The sequence below is a fragment of the Micromonospora sp. WMMA1923 genome, from assembly GCF_049179195.1.
Classification (GTDB): domain Bacteria; phylum Actinomycetota; class Actinomycetes; order Mycobacteriales; family Micromonosporaceae; genus Micromonospora; species Micromonospora yangpuensis.
The window spans coordinates 3,740,474-3,759,743 of sequence record NZ_JBMHLZ010000001.1; the positions used below are offsets into that span (position 1 = coordinate 3,740,474).

Sequence of the window (19,270 nt, forward strand, 5' to 3'; positions counted from 1 at the left end):
CACACCCCGGACCGTCAGGGACCGCAACGAACGCAGGCGGGGCGGGTCCAGGGCGGGGCGGGTCAGGTGGTGGCGAGCAGGGAACGGCGTACGGCGGAGAGCAGTTGCCCCAGCCCGAAGCCGGCCAGCAGCACCCAGACCGTGGCGACCATGGTGCTGGTGCCCGCGGCCAGGTCCAGCTGGATCAGCCCGGCCAGCCCGACCACCAGCAGCCCCAGCAGCGCCACGCAGACCCGGGTGGGCCGCTCCCCAACGGTCACCGCGCCGATCTCCCGCATCCCGGCCGAGACCGCGCGGGCCCGGACGTACTCGTGCAGCCAGGACAGCGCGCCCCCGGCGACCACCAGCGCTCCCGGCGCACCGAGCAGCCAGAACGCCACCAGCCAGGCGATCTCGCCGAGCCGGTCGGCGACCGAGTCGTAGACGTAGCCGAGCCGGGTGGTCCGGCCGGTCGCCACCGCCAGCGCGCCGTCGACGCTGTCGGCAACCGCGGCCAGCAGGACGAACAACGCGCCGAGGAACGGCCCGTTCGGTGGGCGTACGGCGAACAGCGGCACACAGAAGCAGAGCAGCACCCCGGCCACGGTCACCGCGGTCGGGGTGACCCGCAGCCGGCCCAGGACGTACCCGAGGTGGTAGGCGAAGCGAAGCCAGCCGCGGACCACCGGGGCGGCCACCCGGGGGTCGAAACCGCCGTGCAGCCGCGCCCAGGTGGTCGCGTACTCGTCCCAGTTCAGCTGTCTGCCCACCACGGATCAACCCTCGAAGCGGGTGTCAGGTGTCGCGGCAGCAGCCCTCACACCCGCGCGCCGACCTGCAGGTTCTGCCAGACCTCACGGGTGGCGGTGGAACGGTTGAGGGTGATGAAGTGGATGCCCGGCACACCTTCGTCGAGCAGTCGGCGACACATCTCGCTGGCCTGCTCGACACCGAGCCGACGGACCGCCTCCGGGTCGTCGCGGACCCGGTCGAAGCGCTCGGCCAGGGCGGCCGGGAACGGCGCGCCGGACAGTTGGGCGGAGCGCTCGATGGTGCTCATCTGGGTCACCGGCATCACCCCGGCCAGGATCGGGGTGTCGCAGCCGGCCGCGGCGACCCGGTCGCGCAGCCGCAGGTACTCGTCGGCGTCGAAGAACATCTGGGTGATCGCGAACTCGGCACCGGCCCGGCACTTGCGGACGAAGTACTCGGTGTCGCTCGTCATGTCCAGCGACCGCGGATGCTTGTAGGGGAAGGCGGCCACCCCGACGCTGAAGTCGCCCGACTCGCGGACCAGCCGCACCAGGTCCTCGGCGTAGCGCACCCCCTCGGGGTGGCAGATCCACTCCCCACCGGGGTCGCCGGGCGGGTCACCCCGCACGGCCAGCACGTTGCGCACCCCCACGCCGGCGAGCCGGCCGATGACGTTGCGCAGCTCGGCGACGGAGTGGTTGACCGCGGTCAGGTGGGCCATCGGCAACAGGGTGGTCTCGGTGGCGATCCGCTCGGTCACCGCGACCGTGGTGTCCCGGGTCGAGCCACCGGCGCCGTAGGTGATCGACACGAACGAGGGACGCAGCGGCTCCAGCTCCCGGATCGCCTGCCAGAGCAGGCGTTCGCCCTGCGCGGTCTTGGGCGGGAAGAACTCGAAGGAGAAGGTGGGCCGACGGGCACGGATCAGCTCGCCGATAGCCGGCTCTGGGGGAAGGACGGAGGGAAGACCGAGTGCCACCCCACGACTCTAGCGGGCGACGCCCCGCACGCCACGCCCTTCCCACGCCGGCCGCGCCCGTGGCGGCCGGAAGTGTCGTACCCCGGGGGTAGACAGGGACCAGCGCGGTGGGCAGCCGGCCACCCCGGGGGTACGCACCACCCCGGGGTACGGGTCAGCCGGTCGGACGCCGCGCGGGGGTCAGTGCTTCTGGTGGCGTCGACCGTCCCGTCCGTCGGGTGGGTCGCCGCCGCAACGTCGACGTCTGCCCCGGAGGTTGCCGTGCCACCGCCCGAGTCGTCCGGCCCGCCGCTGATCGGGCCGCTGATCGCCCAGCTTCGACTTGCCCGGAGGTGGAGCCAGCCCCGGCTCGCCGCCGAGCTCTGTGCCGTCTCCGACGTGCCGACGCTGGGCCGGCACGAGATATCCCGGTGGGAACGCCAGTTGCGGGTGCCCGGCGACTTCTGGCTCGGATGGCTCGCCGTGGTCCTGGCGGTGCCGGTCGCACTGCTGGTCGAGGCGGCGACGCGGACCCGGTCGCTCGGCACCGCACCGGCCGTCGTCGGGGCCCGCTCCCGGTCGGCGCTGCTGGCCCTGGCCCAGCGCTGGCTGCTCGACCCGGGTGACCCGTCGTTCGCTGCCGCAACCGGCTGGCTGCCGCCCACCGGTCCGCCCACCGGAGCCGGGGCAGCGCCACCCACCGGAGTTCCGGCCCTGCCACCGACCGGAGCCGGGGAGCCACCGCCGACGGGAGTCCCGGCGCTACCGCCCACCGGGCCGGTCGACCGGTCCGCCGAGGTCGTCCGGCTGGCCGAGCTGCGCCGACTGGACGACCTGAGCGGTGGGGCGGAGCTGTCCGGGATCGGGTTCAGCTGGCTCCGGCGCGTCGCCCGGGCATCGAGCGAGGCCACGCCGGTCGGCCGACGCCGGTTGCTGCCGGTGCTGGCCGAGACGGCACAGCTCTGCGGCTGGCTCGCGGCCGATGCCGGCGCGCCGACGGACGCCCTGGAGGCGTACCGCTTCGGGTTGCGGGCCGCCGGCGCCGCCGGTGATCCGGCGCTCGCCGGGCACCTGCTCGGCTCGGCCAGTCACCTGCTCGCCTCGGTCGGCGACCCGCACGGGGCGCTCGTCCTGGCCCGTACCGGGTACGCCGGTTGTCACACCGTCGCCAGCCCCCGGCTGCGGGCCCTGTTGCTGCACCGGATCGCGCTGGCCGCCGCGCTTGGCGGCCGACACCAACCGGCACGGTGTGCGTTGGCCGCCGCCCAACGGGCCGCCGACCGGGTCGAGGAGGGTCGCGAGCCGCCCTGGCTCTACTGGGTGGACGGTCCGGAGCTCGCCGCGATGACCGGACGTGCCCTGGTGGTGTTGCGCCGCCCGCGACGTGCCGTGGCCCTGTTGGGCGTGGGGCAGGGCTCGGGGCGCCCCCGCAGCGGGGCTGTCTACGGCGGCTGGCTCGCCCGCGCCTACCTGCAGCTCGGTGAGGTGGAACAGGCCTGCGCGGTGGCCGACGACGCGCTGCTCGACGCGGTACGCGCCGGCTCACCCCGGGCGGTGACCCAGCTGACCGCCGTACGCCGAGGGCTCGCGCCGCACCGCCACCGGCAACCGGTACGCCGGCACCTCGCACTGGTTGCGGCCGCCGGCCCGTACCTGCCCCGCCCGGTCACCGGGTCCCGCCCCGACCCGACGGACCGGACCGCCCCACCCGTTGGGAACGGCGGAGCCGACCGACCCGGTACGCCGGCCCGGAGGGGTCCGGGCGGCCGAACGGGCAGCTCGGTCCGACCGGTCGGCGGTCGGCCGAACGGCGGACGGGCGGCGCGTCGGACCGACGGTCGTGCGGCGACACATTCTGAGACCGGCTAGCGTCGTGACGTGACCCACGCTGCCCCAGTTTCCCCAGTCGACCGCGCGGATCTTCGGCAACGTGTCGACAAGGCCCTGACGGAGTTCCTTACCGACCAGCGGAGCTGGATGGCCGGTGTCGATGCGGCGCTGGCCCCGGTGGCCGAGTCGATCGAGACGTTCGTGCTCGGCGGCGGCAAGCGGCTGCGCCCCGCGTTCGCGTACTGGGGCTACCGTGGGGCGGGCGGGATCGACTCCGACCAGGTGGTGACCGCCCTGGCGGCACTGGAGTTCGTGCAGGCCAGCGCCCTGATCCACGATGACCTGATGGACCGCTCGGACACCCGGCGAGGCGAGCCGTCGGTGCACCGCAGCTTCGCTGCCCGGCACCGTCGCGCCGGCTGGGGTGGGGACGCGGACGGCTTCGGCGACGCGGCGGCGATCCTCCTCGGTGACCTGTGCCTGGTCTGGTCGGACGAGTTGCTGCACTCGGCCGGGTTGCCGCCGCAGACGGTCGCCCGGGCCCGCCCGGTCTTCGACGAGATGCGCACCGAGGTGACCGTGGGCCAGTACCTCGACGTGCTGACCCAGGCCACCGGCGACACCTCGCTGGAACGGGCCGGCAAGGTCGCCCGGTACAAGTCGGCGAAGTACACGGTCGAGCGGCCGTTGCTGCTGGGCGCCGCGCTGGCCGACGCGCCGGCGGACGTCCGGACGGCCTACTCGGCGTACGGTCTGCCGCTGGGCGAGGCCTTCCAGTTGCGCGACGACGTGCTGGGGGTGTTCGGCGATCCCGCGCAGACCGGCAAACCGGCCGGGGACGACCTACGCGAGGGCAAGCGGACGTACCTGGTCGCGGCGGCGGTCGAGACGACCGACGACGCCGGTCGGGAGTTGCTGCTGGGCCGGCTCGGCGACCCGGACCTGGACGAGGCGGGCGTGGCCGAGCTGCGGGAGTTGATCGTGGCGAGCGGGGCGCTGACCCGCGCCGAGCAGCGGATCGTCACGCTCACCGACGCGGCGCTGGCCGCGTTGACCGCCGTCGACCTCGACACCGAGGCCCGGCAGGCACTTGTCGATCTCGCCATCGCCGCCACCCGACGGGCCGACTGAGCCCGCACCGGACCCCACCGGCCCCGGTCGACCCGACCACGTCCGATCTGGCACGGGCCGACCAGGACCGATCTGGCGCGGCCCGGCCAGGACCGGTGGGCGCCGGTCAGAAACCGAGCGCCTGGGCCCGGCGCTTGACCTCCCGGGCCAGGTCGCCACCGAGGGCTACCGCCGGGGTGCCGGGCAGCGTGTCGTCCGGCTCGTAGAGCCAGCGCAGCACGGCCTCGTCGTCGTAGCCGGCGTCGGCCAGCAGGTTGAGCACGCCGGGCAGATGCTTGAGCACGGTCTCGTTGGCCACCAGGTCGGCGGGGATCCGGCGGACCCCGTCGCGGCGGACGGCGAGCAGCTCACGGTCCCGGATCCGCTGGTGGACCTTGCTGATCGGCAGGTCGAGACGCTCGGCGACATCGGGCAGGGTCAGCCAGCCGGCCGGATCGGTCGGTCCGGCCAGTTCGGTCGGCCCGGTGCGGTCGCGGCCGGGCGCGGCCTGGTCGGCGGGTACTGGTTCGGTCACCCGGTCACCCTGCCACGCGACCGGACGGCACGGCCACCGGCACCCCCACCCGAAGGTCGGCGGATGGGATCCGACGGGACGCAGAGGCACCGTGAGCTGCTCTTACGTACGAGGACACCGGTTGTCGGAGGCTGGCTGTAGCATCCTGTTCTGCCCTGGCCCCCACAAGACTTAGACTTCTCGCCGATGGACACACAGGTCGCCGACACGCTGCTTGGCTCGCTGCTCGACGGGCGCTACCGCATCCGCGGTCGCGTGGCCCGTGGTGGCATGGCGACCGTGTACACCGCCACCGACGAGCGGCTCGAACGCACCGTGGCGGTCAAGATCATTCACCCGAGCCAGGCGCCCGAGGCACGCAACCGGCTGCCGGGTTTCGTGCAGCGGTTCACCGACGAGGCCAAGACGATCGCCCGGTTGACCCACCCCAACGTGGTGGCGGTCTACGACCAGGGCATCCACCGGGGCCTGCCGTACCTGGTCATGGAGTACGTCCGGGGTCGGACGCTGCGCGACGTGCTCGGCGAGCGGCGTCGGCTCAACCCGGACGAGGCGTTGGCCATCACCGAGCAGATGCTCGCCGCGCTCGCCGCCGCCCACCGGGCCGGGGTGGTGCACCGCGACGTCAAGCCGGAGAACGTGCTGGTCGCCGAGGCACCCACCGGCGGGCCGGCGAACCTGGTCGACAGCGTGGTCAAGGTCGCCGACTTCGGTCTGGCCCGGGCGGTGGAGGCCAGCGCGGACTCCGCCGACGGCAACCAGCTGATGGCCACCGTGGCGTACGTGGCCCCGGAGCTGGTCACCCACGGGCACGCCGATCCGCGCACCGACGTGTACTCCGCCGGGATCGTGCTGTTCGAGATGCTCACCGGTCGGGTGCCGTACGACGGGGACCGTCCGGTGGACGTGGCCTGGCAGCACGTCGACCGGGACGTGCCGGCCCCCTCGACCCTGGTGCCGGGGCTGCCCCGGGTGCTCGACGAGCTGGTCGGCCGGGCCACCCGACGGGACCCCGGCGCCCGCCCGACCGATGCCGGTGCCCTGCTCGCCGAGGTGCAGGTGGCCCGGGAGGACCTGGGCAACGCGAACACGCACACCGCGGTCATCCGGCGGGTGACCGACGACGTCACGCCGATCGCACAGCCGACCATGGCGGTCGCGGCGGTCCAACCGGCGCAGCGGCCGTCCTGGGCCCGACTGCCGGAGGCCGAGGCCCGGCCGCACCGACGGCGGGCCGCACCGGAGCCGTCCGGCGTGGGGGCACGGCTGGCCACCGTCCGGGAACGGCTGGCTGCCGGCGCCCAGGGCCGGTTGGGCATCGCCGCCGTCATCGTGCTCCTCGGCCTGCTCGCCACCGCCGGTGGCTGGTGGTTCGGGGTGGGCCGCTACACGGTCGCGCCGGAGCTGACCAGCCTGACCAAGGCCGAGGCGGAGAATCGGGCCGACCGGGCCGGGTTCACCGTGGTCTACGCCGACCCGCAGTTCGACGCGCAGGTCCCCCGGGACGGGGTGCTCCGCCAGGAGCCGGCGTCGGCCGGCCGGATCCTCAAGGGCGGGACGATCACCCTGACCCTGTCGCTGGGCCCGGAGCAGTTCCCGGTGCCCGACGTGGTCGGCAAGGACTTCGAGCTGGCCGAGACGGACCTGCTCAACGCCCGGTTGGTGGTGGAGAAGGGCAGCGCCCGCTTCGACGACAGCCTGCCCAAGGGTGTGGTCGTGGAGACCAAGCCGAAGGCCGGCGAGGAGGTCCGCCCGGACACCAAGATCACCGTCATCCTCAGCAAGGGCCGGGCCCCGATCACCGTGCCGAACCTGGTGGGCAAGAACCTCAACGACGCCCGCTCGACGCTGTCCGGGCTCGGCCTGGAGGTCTCCGAGGATTACCAGGACTCCGACAAGCCCCGGGACGAGATCCTCGACCAGGATCCCAAGAACGGCGCCGGTGTCGAGCGGGGCGCCAAGGTGACGCTCAAGATCAGCAAGGGTCCGCCACAGGTGGGTGTCCCCCGGGTCGTCGACCTGCCCTGTCAGCAGGCCAAGCAGCAGTTGGAGGGCCAGGGCTTCCCGGTCACCGTGCAGTTCAACCCCAACGGCACCGTCCGGTTCCAGAACCCGGGCGAGGGCACCCAGGTCCCGCCCGGCACCTCGATCACCATCGGATGTTTCTGACCATGTCACCGCCCGCCGGCCCGACCGGCCAGCCAGCCCCGGACCGGGCCGCGTCCGGCGTGTCAGCATCGGACCGGGCCGAGCCCGGCATGTCAGCACCGGACCGGGCCACCCCGGACCGGCCCGTCGGGGCGCACACGCCGACCTCCGGCGGCCTGGCGAAGGCCACCCTGCCGTACGTCGACGCGACCGGTGCCGAGGTGGCGCAGGTCTACGTCGGCAACTCCCGGGGCTGGGCGCTGCCGCCCGGCGACCCGGGTCAGGACGCGCTGTTCCGCACCGGTTGCGCCGAGCGCGGGCTGCCGGTCTTCATCCACGCCTCGCTGCTGGTCAACCTCGGCTCCCCCACCGCCGAGACGGTCCGCCGGTCGGCCGAGACCCTGGCCCACGCGCTGCGCCGGGGTGCGGCGATCGGGGCGCAGGGGGTGGTCTTCCACGCCGGCAGCGCGGTCGACGCCGGGCACGCCGAGGCGGCACTACGGCAGGTACGCGAGGCGTTGCTGCCGCTGCTCGACGAGGCGATGGCAGCCGAGGGCCCCCGGCTGCTGGTCGAGCCGAGCGCCGGCGGCGGGCGGTCGCTCGCCTCCCGGGTCGAGCACCTCGGCCCGTACCTCGACGCGGTGGACCGGCACCCCTGGCTCGGGGTCTGCTTCGACACCTGTCACGCCTGGGCTGCCGGGCACGACCTGGCCGCCGAGGGCGGAATGACCGCGACGCTGGACACCCTGGTGGCGACGGTGGGCGCGGACCGGCTCCGACTGGTGCACGCCAACGACTCGAAGGACCTCTGCGGCTCCACCCGGGACCGGCACGAGACCATCGGCAAGGGCAGCATCGGCGAGCCGGCCTTCGCCGAGCTGATGACGCATCCGGCCACCGCCGGCGTACCGGTGCTGGTGGAGACGCCTGGTGGCGACCGGGGTGCGGGGCACGCGGCGGACATCACCACCCTCAGACGCCTGCGTCCCTGACCCCGCAGGGCCAGGGACGCAGGCGGCGTCGCGGTCAGCCGCGCAGGATCCGGGTCAACACCCCGGCCGCCCGGTCGACGCCGTCGTCGTCGAGGTCCAGGTGGGTGACCAGGCGGGCGATGCGGGGACCGAGCACCGAGATCAACACCCCGTCGGCCCGGGCCGCGGCGGCCAGGCCGGGCGCGTCCAGCGTCGACTTGCTCAGATCCAGCGGTACGAGGTTGCTCCGCACCGTGCCTGCGAGCACCCCGAACGGGGCGACCGCCTCGGCGAGCCGGGCCGCCCGGACATGGTCCTCGGCGAGCCGCTCGACGTGGTGGGCCAGGGCGTACCGGCCGGCCGCGGCGAGGATCCCGGCCTGCCGCATGCCACCGCCCAACCGTTTACGGATCGTCCGGGCCCGCTCGATCTTCTCGGCGCTGCCCACCACCACCGAGCCGACCGGCGCGCCCAGGCCCTTGGAGAGGCAGACCGAGAGGGTGTCGAAGAGCCCGCCGTAGGTGTGCAGGGGCACCCCGTCCGCGACGTGGGCATGCCAGATCCGGGCCCCGTCACAGTGCAGGGCGATCCCCGCGTCGTCGACGATCCGGCGCAGTTCCCGGAGGGTGGCCAGCGGGATGATCCCGCCGCCGCCCCGGTTGTGGGTCTGCTCGACGGCGACCGCCCGGGTCGGCACCGCGTGATAGCCGCCCGCCGGGCGGATCATCGCCGCGACGACCTCCGGATCGACGTCCGCGCCAACAGGTGACCAGGTCCGGGTGGAGATGCCACCGTACGCGGCGGCGGCACCCACCTCGTAGGTGACGATGTGCGCGTCGGCGTCGCAGAGCAGTTCCTCTCCGGGCGGCACCAGCAGTTGCAGGGCGATCTGGTTGGCCATCGAGCCGGTCGGGGCGAACAGCGCCGCCTCGTGCCCGAACAGCGCGGCGACCTCGGCCTCCAACGCGTTGACGCTGGGGTCCTCGCCGTACACGTCGTCGCCGACCTCGGCCCCGGCCATCGCGGTACGCATCCCCGGCGTCGGCCGGGTCACCGTGTCCGAACGCAGATCCACCAGCTTCGCGTCAGCCACTCTGCTTCCCTTCGGCCGCCGACTGCGGGGCTCGCAAGAACGGCTCACTCCTCGCGTCAGCCACTCTGCTTCCCTTCGGCCGCCGACTGCGGGGCTCGCAAGAACGGCTCACTCCTCGCGTCAGCCACTCTGCTTCCCTTCGGCTACCGACTGCGGGGCTCGCAACACCGGCTCACTCCTCGCGTCAGCCACTCTGCTTCCCTTCGGCCGCCGACTGCGGGGCTCGCAAGAACGGCTCACTCCTCGCGTCAGCCACGGAGCATCTCCGCTACGAGGAAGGCCAGTTCCAGTGACTGCTGGGTGTTCAGTCGGGGGTCGCAGGCGGTCTCGTACCGGTCGGGCAGATCCAGGTCGGCGATGTTCTGCGCGCCGCCGAGGCACTCGGTGACGTCCTCGCCGGTCAGCTCGACGTGCAGCCCACCGGGGTGGGTCTCCAGGCCCCGGTGCACCTCGAAGTAGCCGAGCACCTCGTCGACGATCCGGTCGAAATGCCGGGTCTTGTAACCGTTGGACGACTCGTGGGTGTTGCCGTGCATCGGGTCGCACTGCCACACCACCTTCGCACCGGCGGCGGTGACCTTGGCGACGATCGGCGGCAGGGCGTCGCGTACCTTGTGGTTGCCCATCCGGCTGATCAGGGTGAGCCGGCCCGGGATGTTCTCCGGGTTGAGCTTCTCGCAGAGCTCGATCGCCTCGTCGGGGGTGGTGGTGGGGCCGAGCTTGACCCCGATCGGGTTGGCGATGCGGGAGATGAAGTCGATGTGCGCGCCGTCGATCTGCCGGGTGCGCTCACCGATCCAGAGGAAGTGCCCGGAGAGCCCGTACGCCCGGTTGTCGGAGACCCGGGTCAGCGCCCGGTCGTACTCCAGGGCCAGGGCCTCGTGGGAGCAGTAGAGGGTGACGGTCCGCAACGCCTCGTCGTCGGTCATCCCGCAGGCCCGGATGAAGGCCATCGCCCGGTCTATCTCGCGGGCGATGGCCTCGTAGCGCTCACCGGCCGGTGAGTTGCGCACGAAGCCCTTGTTCCAGTCGTGCACCGCGTGCAGATCGGCCAGCCCACCGGCCAGGTACGCCCGGAGCATGTTCATCGCGGCGGCGGAGTTCGCGTACGCCCGGATCATGCGCTGCGGGTCGGCGGCCCGGGCCTCCGGCGTCGCCTCCAGCGAGTTGATCATGTCGCCGCGGTACGCCGGCAGCCCGCGCGCGTCGGTAGGCAGCGACCGGGGCTTGGTGTACTGCCCGGCGACCCGGGCCACCTTGACCACCGGCAGGGACGCCCCGTAGGTGAGCACGATCGCCATCTGCAGCAGGGTGCGGGCGTTGGCCAGCAGGTGGCTCTCGGTGTTGTCGACGAAGGTCTCGGCGCAGTCGCCGCCCTGCAGCAGGAACGCCTTGCCCTCGCACACCAGGGCCAGCCGCTGGCGCAACTGGTCGACCTCGTAGGGGGCGACCACCGAGGGGACGGTGTCCAGCACCCGGCAGACCTCGGCGACGGTGGCCTGGTCCGGCCAGGGCGGGGTCTGGGCGCGGGGCAGCTCCCGCCAGCGGTCCAGGCCGAGGGCGGCGTCCTCGGCGTCGACGGTCGGCCGGCTGGTCTGCAGGCCGGGGCTGCCCACCCCGGGATGGCTCAACTGGTGCCACTCTTGGCGCATGACAGAAAGCGTACGGCGACCGGCTGGCTGACCCCACATCGAGGTGGACGCTTCCGGCAGATGGGAGGCCGTGCCGGGGACGCCGGCCGGCGGGCGTACGAGCCGGCCGACAGGCCCCGCGGGCGGATACGCCCGGCCTGCCGGCAACGAGCCGGCGGATGCGCGCCCGGCCTGCGGGCGCTGGGCCGGCGGTGTGCTCAGCCGGCGGGGGTGGGGGTGGCCGAGAGGTCCGGGTCGGCGGGGCTGCCCGACGGGGCCGGGGTGCCGGGGGCCTCGCCGGAGATGCACCAGTCCGCGCCGGTACGGGTCACCGTGAAGTCCAGCGCCCGCTCGGCCTGGCGGCTGCCGGCGGTGACCGTCAGGGTGACCGCGACCTCCTGCCCGCGCGAGCCGGACCGGACCTCGGTGATGGTGGCCTGGGAGACCTCGAAGTGGTCGGCGAAGTCGCCGTTCGGGCCGGTGGCGGCGGCGTCGAAGCCCTCGTGCAGGGGCGCGCAGAACTGGTTGCGTCCGGCTGCGGCGTCCTTGGCGACCATCGCGTCGAGGTAGGCCTGCACCCGCTCCCGGGCCTTGGTGTCGGCCTCCTCGACGGGGGCCCGGTCCGGCCGGTCGGCCGGCTCTTCGTCACCGCCGAGGCTGCAGCCGAGCAGGGTGCCGGGCAGGAGCACCAGCGCGGTGACGGCGAGCGCCAGCCTGCCGCTGCGTACCGCCATCGGCCCTCCCCGTCGGTGTGCGTGGCCCGGGTCGTCGCGACCCGGGTCGAGCCGCGAGTCTGCCACATCGACCCCCTTGCATGTGGAGCCGTTCGGGGAGAAACTTTCTGTTAACTTTCCTAACAGTAGGAGGTGTCAGATGAATCGACGCCGTACCGCACTGATCGCCACCGGGCTCGGTGGCCTCCCCGTCCTGCTCACGCTCACCCTGACCGGCCAGGCCGGGGCGCACGGCAGCATGCAGTCCCCGGCCAGCCGGACGTACACCTGTTTCCTGGAGGGGGCGGAGAGCCCGGACTCCGCCGCCTGCCGCGCGGCGATCGCCACCGGCGGCACCCAGGCGGTGTACGACTGGCACGAGGTCAACATCGCCAACGCCGCCGGCAACCACCGGCAGCTCATCCCGGACGGCCGGCTGTGCAGCGCCAACCGGGACAAGTACCGCGGCTTCGACCTGACCCGCGCCGACTGGCCGGCCACCGCACTGCCCTCCGGCGGCACCTGGAGCTTCGCCTACCGGGCCACCGCCGCGCACCGGGGCACCTTCCAGCTGTACCTCACCCGCACCGGGTACGACCCGACCCGGCCGTTGCGCTGGGCCGACCTGGAACTGTTCCACACCGCCACCGATCCGACGCTCAGTGACGGGGCGTACCGGATGACCGCCCGACTGCCCCAGCGTGCCGGGCGACACCTGGTCTACTCCATCTGGCAACGCTCGGACAGCCCGGAGGCCTTCTACACCTGCTCCGACGTCACCTTCGGCGGCACACCCCCGCCCACTCCCCCGCCGCCCACCACCACACCCCCGACGTCTCCCCCGCCGCCGACCACCGCCCCACCGACGTTTCCCCCGCCGCCCACCACCGCCCCACCGACCACCGCGCCGCCCACGTTTCCTCCGTCGCCGACCACCGCGCCGCCGCCGACCAGCACCGCGCCGCCTACGTTTCCCCCGTCGCCGACCACCGCGCCGCCGCCGGGTCCGTCGACCTGGCGGGCGAACGTGGCGTACGCGGTCGACGCCCTGGTCAGCTACGCCGGCCGGACGTACCGCTGCCGGCAGGCACACACCTCGCTCACCGGCTGGGAACCACCAAACGTGCCGGCGCTCTGGCTACCGGTATCCACCTGACGCACGCCCACACCCGCAGGCACCCCCTTGCAGGTACGCCCCGAACACCTGACCTGATCGGACTGATCGGCCCGGCACGCTGGACGCGCCGGGCCGATCACCGCCACCCACGCGTCGGGTCCGGCGTTGATCGACACTCGTTCAGGGACAAAGGGCCCTCCCGGGCACCTGACGCCCCCGATATCCCGGAACGAGTGCCGATCATGAATCGCCCCCACGAGCGACCGGGATAAAGGGTGTCGGTGTGGAGGCGGCGGAGCCCCGGCAGGGTCGTCGACTGTGACGACCCGATAGCGCCACGGGGAGACGCCGTCATAGATGTTGCGCAACTTCCAGGATGATGTCCCCACCTGCCCGCCCGAGACCACCACAACAGGGAAACTGTCGCCTGACCGCCGAGGTCGCTCGGGGCGGATGGGGGATGGGGTGGTGCACCCGTGGGCAGCAACTGGCCGGGATCGGCCGGCGTCTGGGGCATACGCCGAGCATCGGGCTGACGTCGCCGGAGCCCTGGGCGAGGCGGAGCCGGTCCGCGTGGCCACGAGAAGGGCCCCCTGCCAGCCCGCTGGTGAGAAGGGTGCCCTTCTCTACCGAAAGCGTTAACAAGGGGCCCTTCCTTACACCTCAGGTGAGGCCGGAGCGGATGGCGGTGATCAGCTCGCCGTTGCTGGTGTCGCCGGAGAGCTCCCAGAAGAACGCGCCGCCGAGGCTCTGGTTCTTGGCGTACGTCATCTTGCCGCCGATGGTCGACGGGGTGTCGTAGCTCCACCAGTTGCTGCCGCACTTGGCGTACGCGGTGCCGCCGACGGTGCCGGTGGCCGGGCAGGTGTTCTTGAGCACCTTGTAGTCCTCGATGCCCTGCTCGTAGGTGCCGGGGGCGGGCCCGGTGGCGGTGCCGCCCGGGGTGCTCTGGGTGACCCCGGTCCAGCCCCGGCCGTAGAAGCCGATGCCGAGCAGCAGCTTGTTGGCCGGGATGCCCTTGCTCTTGAGCTTCTGGATCGCCGCGTCGGACCAGAAGCCCTGCTGCGGGATGCCGGTGTACGAGGTCAGCGGCGAGTGCGGGGCGGTGGGGCCCTGCGGGGCGAACGCGCCGAAGTAGTCGTAGGTCATCGGCATGATCCAGTTGAGGTGGCTGGCCGCGCCGGCGTAGTCGGTGGCGTCGATCTTGCCGCCGTTGCTGCCGTCCGCGGTGATGGCGGCGGTGACCAGCGCCGAGGAGCCGAACCGGGTCCGCAGCGCGGAGGCCACGTTCTTGAAGGCGTTCGGGCCGCTGGCGTCACAGGTCAGGCCGCAGGCGTTCGGGTACTCCCAGTCGATGTCGATGCCGTCGAAGACGTCGGCCCAGCGCGGGTCCTCGACCAGGCTGTAGCAGCTGTTGGCGAAGGCGGTCGGGTTCTGCGCGGCCTGGGTGAAGCCGCCGGACCAGGTCCAGCCGCCGAAGGACCAGATCACCTTCAGGTGCGGGTACATCTTCTTGAGCTTGCGCAGCTGGTTGAAGCTGCCGCGCAGCGGCTGGTCCCAGGTGTCGGCGACCCCGTCGACACTGTCGGCCGCGGTGTAGGCCTTCTCGTAGTCGGCGTAGCTGTCGCCGATGGTGCACCGGCCGCCGGTGGTGTTGCCGAAGGCGTACAGGATGTGGGTGAGCTTGGCCGCCGAGCCGCTGGTGTGGATGTTCTTCACGTGGTAGTTGCGGCCGTAGACACCCCACTGGGCGAAGTAGCCGACGACCTTCTTGCCGCCGGGGTCCGGTGGGGTGGTCGGTGGCGGCGTGGTGGGTGGCGTGGTCGGCGGCGCGGTGGTGGGTGGCGTCGTCGTCGGCGGGGTGGTCGGGGTGGTCCCGCCGCCGCAGGAGACGCCGTTGACGGTGCAGCTCACGGGTGCACGGTACGCCCCGGTGCCGTTGTATCCCCAGCTGAACGACGCGCCGGGGGCGAGCGCGCCGGCCCAGCTCTTCTTCACCGCCACGTAGCGGCTGCCGCTGGCGGTGACGTCGGCGTCCCAGGAGCTGCTGATGGTGGTGCCGGCGGGCAGCTCGAACTCGATGCGCCAGGTGGCGACCGAGGCGGTCGAGCCGTTGGTGACGGTCACCTTGGTCTCGTGGCCGGTCCCCCAGTCCTGCGCCCTGGTGAAGGTCGCGGTGACACTGCCGGCGCCGGAGGCGGCGGCCACCGGGACCGTCGCCACGGTCACCGCGACCACGGCGCCGACCCAGAGGGCGCGGCGGAGCGATCTCTTCATGCGCGTCTCCTCAAACAGTTAGGAAAGTTTCCAATAACGATGCTGAGACGCTACTCACGGGTTCATCAATTCGTCAAGATGTACGCGCTTCGATCCCTACCGAACCCGGGATCCGCTGTCCTCTTGCCACGCTGTGCCACCGTGGTCGACACGAAACGTGTTTCAGCTGGAGGGCGCTGGAGGGCGACTGATGGCTCGACTGGTGATCGCGGTGGATCCGGCCACGGGCATTTCGCCCACCACGCTGGCGCGGACCTGGGAGGACGACGACGAGGCAGCCGCGCTGGGCACGGCGTCGCTGCACCGACCCGGCCCCGGCACCTTCTGGCCGGGACCGGCCGAGCTGGTCTGGGTGCCGTTGGCGGTCAACCTGGCCAGCACCCTGCTGTACGACCTGATCCGCCGCCTGGTGACTAAGCAACGCCCGCCGGTGGACGTCACGGAGTTGGAGCTGGTCGAGACGGTCTCCGGCGACGACCGGGTGGTGGTGATACGCCTGCGCCGGAGCCGTCGGTGAGCCCGCCGACCACCGGCGGACCGGAGACGGTCATCCACGTCGCCGAGCGCTCACAGCGGTCCGACGGCGCGTTCGTCACCCGGGTGTCCTTCGGCGACGCCACCGAGTTCGAGGTGGTGCTCACCGATCCCGCCGAGCCCGGCGACGAGGAGCGCTTCGCCTGGTACTTCGAGGAGCACCTGCGCTTCCCCTTCCTCGACCGCGACCTGGCCGAGGACGCCGAGCAGCGGCTACGGGCCTACGGCGAGCGGTTGTTCGGACAGGTCTTCACCGGGGAGGCGATGACGCACTACCGTGCCCTGGCCCGGCGGGGCTTCGACGGGTGCCGGTTGCAGGTGCAGGGCTCGGCCGCCTTCCACCGGCTGCACTGGGAGGCGCTCTGCGATCCCGCGCTGCGGGTGCCGTCGGTGCTCCGGCTGCCGGTGACCCGGCGGGTGGACCTGCCCTCGGTCGGCTTCGAGCTGCCCCCACCACCGTCGACGCTGAACATCCTGGTGGTCACCGCCCGTCCGAACGGGCCGGCCGACGTGGGTTACCGGACCATCTCCCGGCCGCTGCTGGACGGGCTGCGCCGGGCGGAGCGGCCGGTCGTGGTCGACCTGGTCCGCCCCGGCACCTGGCCGGCGCTGCAGCGGCACCTGCGCTGGAAGACGAAACTGCACGGCTCCGGCCACTACCAGGTGATCCACTTCGACGTGCACGGCGCGGTCACCGACTTCGCCGAGCTGACCCGCAGCCGCGCCGCCGACCGGTACACCTTCTCCGGCTACACCTTCGCCAGCGCGCCCACCGCCTTCGCCGGCCAGCGGGCCTTCCTGTTCTTCGAGACCGCGCAGGACGGGCGGGCCGAGGCGGTCCCCGCCCAGGACGTGGCCGACCTGCTGGCCGAGCACCGGGTGCCGGTGGCGGTGCTCAACGCCTGCCAGTCGGCCAAGGAGCCGGTCAGCGAGGCCAGCCTGGCCCAGCGCCTGGTCGCCGCCGGCGTCCCGGTGGCGATCGGGATGGCGTACTCGGTGACGGTGTCCGCCGCCCAACTGGCGATGCCGCTGCTCTACGCCGCCCTGACCCAGGGCGACGACCTGGTCGACGCGGTCCAGGCCGCCCGCCGGTCGCTCTTCGACGCCAAGGGCCGGCAGGCGTACTTCGACCAGCAGCTCGACCTGGAGGACTGGGTGCTGCCGGTCTTCTTCCACCAGCGCGACGTCCGGCTCGCGCTGGCCGAGATGTCGGTCGAGCAGGAGAACCGCTTCCTGGAGTACGAGGCCCGGGTCCGCGACGAGCCGCGACCGGAGTACGGGTTCATCGGCCGCGACCTGGACGTGCTGGCCATCGAACGGCGGCTGCTGATCCACGACGACCGCAACGTGTTGCTGGTGCGTGGCATGGTCGGGGCCGGCAAGACCACCCTGCTGCGCCACCTGGGTTGGTGGTGGCAGCGCACCGGGCTGGTGGAGATGGTCTTCTGGTTCAGCTACGAGAGCCGGGCCTGGACCGTCGACGAGATCGTCGAGTCGATCGCCGCCGACCTGCTCGGCCGGGCCGAGCGGTACCGGTGGGAGGAGTTGACCACCACGGCCCGCACGGAACGGATCGTCCGGCTGCTGCGGGCCCGCCGGTACCTGCTCGTGCTGGACAACGTCGAGTCCGTCACCGCCACGCCGGCCGCCATCCCCCACGCGCTGGCCGAGGCCGACCGGCACCGGCTCGCCGACTTCCTGGGCGCGCTGCCCGGCGGCCGGACCCTGGTGCTGGTCGGTTCCCGCGAGGACGAACGGTGGCTCGCGGCGCGGACCTTCGGCGACAACACGTACCTGCTGCCAGGTCTGGACGAGCAGGCCGCGTCGGTGCTCGTCGAGGCCGTCCTCAACCGGCACGGCGGCGCCCACCACCTGCGCGACCAGACCCAACGGCAGGCCCTGGAGGAGCTGCGCGGCCTGCTCGGCGGGTACCCGCTGCCACTGACCGTGGTGCTGCCGACGATGGCCACCCATTCCCCGACCCAGGTCCTCGCCGACCTGCGGCAGGGCATCCCGGACGCGGACCCGTACGGCCTGATCAGCACGGCGATCGCGTACAGCCACGGCAAGCTCGACCCGGCCACCCAGCACGCGCTGCTGCTGCTGGCCCCGTTCACCGGCAGCATCCCGGTCACGATGCTCGGGGCGTACCGCGGGCGGCTGGACACCGACGAGGCGGTCCGGGCCCTCGGACCGGTCGACCTCGACGCCGCCGTCGCCGAGGCGGTCCGGGTCGGCCTGGCCACCCCACACCCCCGGCATCCGCGTTGGGTGCAGATCCTGCCGGTGCTGCCGTACTTCCTCCGGACCCGGTTGCGGGAGCACCCCGGCGTCGAGGCCGCCACCCGGCAGGCGCACTACCGGCTCTACACGGTGCTGGCCGGGAAGATCCACGGGATGCTCGTCGCCACCAGACCCAGCCTGCGGCGCAGCGGCGAGCTACGGGCCGAGATCGACTACGCCAACCTGCGCGGGGCCCTGAGCCACGGGTTGGCCACCGGGCAGCCCGTCCAACAGATCGTCTGGGCCATGGAGGAGTACCTCGACCAGAACAAGCAACAGGAGTCCCGACGGCACCTGCTGGACCTGGTCCTCGCCGCCCGCCGGGACGCCGTCGGAGAGCTGCGCCGGGACCTGTCCACCGTCCACTACCTGATCGGGGGTCTCGCCCACGGGCAGCGGCGTTACGCCGACGCCCGGGAGCACTACCGGCAGGCACTGGCGATCCTGGGCGAGTTCGACGACGAGAAGGAGAGCGCCCGGATCGTCCACCACCTCGGCATGGTCGCCCAGTCCGAACGCCGCTTCGACCAGGCCGAGCGGCACTTCCGCGCCGCGCTGGCCGGTTTCCTGCGGTTCGACCCGGCCTCGGCCGGCTTCAGCTACCACCACCTCGGCATGCTCGCGCACGAACGGGGCCACCTCGACCAGGCCAACGAGCACCTCCAGGCCGCACTGGACAGCTTCCTGGCCGGCCACAACCGGCACAAGGCGGGGTACGCGCACCACGGGCTGGGGATCGTCGCGCAGGAGCAGGGCCGCCACACCGAAGCGGCCGACCACTACCGGCAGGCGCTGGAGATCCTGCAGGCGTACCAGGACAGCCACGGCGCCGCGAACACCCGGTACCAGCTCGGCACCCTGGCCCAGACCCGGGACCGCCTCGACGAGTCCGTCGGGCACTACCGGGAGGCCCTAGTCGCCTTCCGCGCCGTCGCCGACCACAAGGGCATCGCTGACACGTACTACCAGCTCGGCACGGTCGCGCAGCGCCAGCAGCGGTACGACCAGGCGGAGAGCCACTACGAGCAGGCGCTCACCGGCTACCAGGAGATCCACGACCGGATCAGCCTCGCCGACACGCACTACCGGCTCGGTACCCTGGCCCAGCAACGGGGCCGCCCCGGAGCCGAGGAGTGCTACCGCACCGCCCTGCGCCTGTACCACGAGGCCGGGCACCCGGCGGGCGTCACCGCCACGACCCACCGGCTCGCCCAGCTCGCCCTGGAGCAGCCGTCCGCCGAGGGCACCGAAACCGCGCCGACCAGCGGCGCAGAACCGAACGGGTGACTTGCGCGCCAGTCCCGTTCACGGGACCCTGTTACCCGCTGTGTTCCCCCT

Annotated in this window: 14 protein-coding genes; 7 read left to right on the plus strand and 7 right to left on the minus strand. The window is 72.8% G+C overall.

Annotation, left to right across the window (positions count from 1 at the left end; genetic code table 11):
* Positions 1-62 precede the first annotated feature (62 nt).
* Both ACN28G_RS16760 and metF read right to left on the minus strand, forming a co-directional pair.
* On the minus strand, positions 63-752 hold the full coding sequence (locus ACN28G_RS16760) for a CDP-alcohol phosphatidyltransferase family protein (RefSeq protein ID WP_421479609.1): 690 nt from the start codon (positions 750-752) through the stop codon (positions 63-65).
* A 44-nt stretch (positions 753-796) separates the two neighbouring features.
* Positions 797-1,711 carry a methylenetetrahydrofolate reductase [NAD(P)H] gene (metF, locus tag ACN28G_RS16765; RefSeq protein WP_421479610.1) on the minus strand — a complete coding sequence of 305 codons (915 nt, stop codon included), beginning with the start codon at positions 1,709-1,711 and terminating at the stop codon, positions 797-799.
* Between the two features lie 261 nt (positions 1,712-1,972).
* Here metF and ACN28G_RS16770 point away from each other — a divergent pair, with 261 nt between their 5' ends.
* Both ACN28G_RS16770 and ACN28G_RS16775 read left to right on the plus strand, forming a co-directional pair.
* Positions 1,973-3,559 (plus strand): transcriptional regulator, encoded by a 1,587-nt coding sequence (locus ACN28G_RS16770; RefSeq protein WP_421479612.1) that lies wholly within the window; start codon positions 1,973-1,975, stop codon positions 3,557-3,559.
* 9 nt (positions 3,560-3,568) lie between these two features.
* A complete protein-coding gene (locus tag ACN28G_RS16775) occupies positions 3,569-4,651 on the plus strand; it encodes a polyprenyl synthetase family protein (RefSeq protein WP_091441195.1) in 1,083 nt (360 codons plus the stop codon).
* Between the two features lie 106 nt (positions 4,652-4,757).
* Here the strand turns inward: ACN28G_RS16775 and ACN28G_RS16780 are convergent, their stop codons facing one another.
* Positions 4,758-5,165, minus strand: coding sequence for an Rv2175c family DNA-binding protein (locus ACN28G_RS16780; RefSeq protein ID WP_421479613.1), 408 nt, complete (start codon positions 5,163-5,165; stop codon positions 4,758-4,760).
* A 186-nt stretch (positions 5,166-5,351) separates the two neighbouring features.
* On the opposite strand from ACN28G_RS16780, the gene pknB reads away from it, so the two are divergent.
* Together pknB and ACN28G_RS16790 are read left to right on the plus strand one after the other, a co-directional pair.
* Positions 5,352-7,334 (plus strand): Stk1 family PASTA domain-containing Ser/Thr kinase, encoded by a 1,983-nt coding sequence (gene pknB, locus ACN28G_RS16785; RefSeq protein ID WP_091441197.1) that lies wholly within the window; start codon positions 5,352-5,354, stop codon positions 7,332-7,334.
* Positions 7,335-7,423: 89 nt separating this feature from the next.
* Positions 7,424-8,305, plus strand: coding sequence for a deoxyribonuclease IV (locus ACN28G_RS16790; protein ID WP_421479615.1), 882 nt, complete (start codon positions 7,424-7,426; stop codon positions 8,303-8,305).
* A 34-nt stretch (positions 8,306-8,339) separates the two neighbouring features.
* On the opposite strand, the gene ACN28G_RS16795 is transcribed toward ACN28G_RS16790, so the two are convergent.
* From ACN28G_RS16795 to ACN28G_RS16805, 3 genes are all read right to left on the minus strand, one after another.
* Entirely contained in the window at positions 8,340-9,362 is a 1,023-nt protein-coding gene (locus tag ACN28G_RS16795; RefSeq protein WP_421480925.1) for a threonine aldolase family protein, read from the minus strand.
* Positions 9,363-9,625: 263 nt separating this feature from the next.
* Positions 9,626-11,029, minus strand: coding sequence for a class II 3-deoxy-7-phosphoheptulonate synthase (locus tag ACN28G_RS16800; RefSeq protein WP_091441205.1), 1,404 nt, complete (start codon positions 11,027-11,029; stop codon positions 9,626-9,628).
* A gap of 197 nt (positions 11,030-11,226) precedes the next feature.
* Positions 11,227-11,742 (minus strand): hypothetical protein, encoded by a 516-nt coding sequence (locus ACN28G_RS16805; RefSeq protein WP_091441208.1) that lies wholly within the window; start codon positions 11,740-11,742, stop codon positions 11,227-11,229.
* Between the two features lie 139 nt (positions 11,743-11,881).
* Between ACN28G_RS16805 and ACN28G_RS16810 the strand changes: the two genes are divergently transcribed.
* Positions 11,882-12,877 (plus strand): lytic polysaccharide monooxygenase, encoded by a 996-nt coding sequence (locus ACN28G_RS16810; RefSeq protein WP_421479618.1) that lies wholly within the window; start codon positions 11,882-11,884, stop codon positions 12,875-12,877.
* A 624-nt stretch (positions 12,878-13,501) separates the two neighbouring features.
* Here the strand turns inward: ACN28G_RS16810 and ACN28G_RS16815 are convergent.
* On the minus strand, positions 13,502-15,115 hold the full coding sequence (locus tag ACN28G_RS16815; RefSeq protein ID WP_091441215.1) for a glycosyl hydrolase family 18 protein: 1,614 nt from the start codon (positions 15,113-15,115) through the stop codon (positions 13,502-13,504).
* Positions 15,116-15,305: 190 nt separating this feature from the next.
* On the opposite strand from ACN28G_RS16815, the gene ACN28G_RS16820 reads away from it, so the two are divergent.
* Complete coding sequence (locus ACN28G_RS16820; protein WP_139135724.1) at positions 15,306-15,632, plus strand: hypothetical protein; 327 nt, start codon at positions 15,306-15,308, stop codon at positions 15,630-15,632.
* Complete coding sequence (locus ACN28G_RS16825; protein WP_421479620.1) at positions 15,629-19,219, plus strand: tetratricopeptide repeat protein; 3,591 nt, start codon at positions 15,629-15,631, stop codon at positions 19,217-19,219. Before ACN28G_RS16820 ends, ACN28G_RS16825 begins: the two co-directional genes overlap by 4 nt.
* The last annotated feature ends 51 nt before the right edge of the window (positions 19,220-19,270 follow it).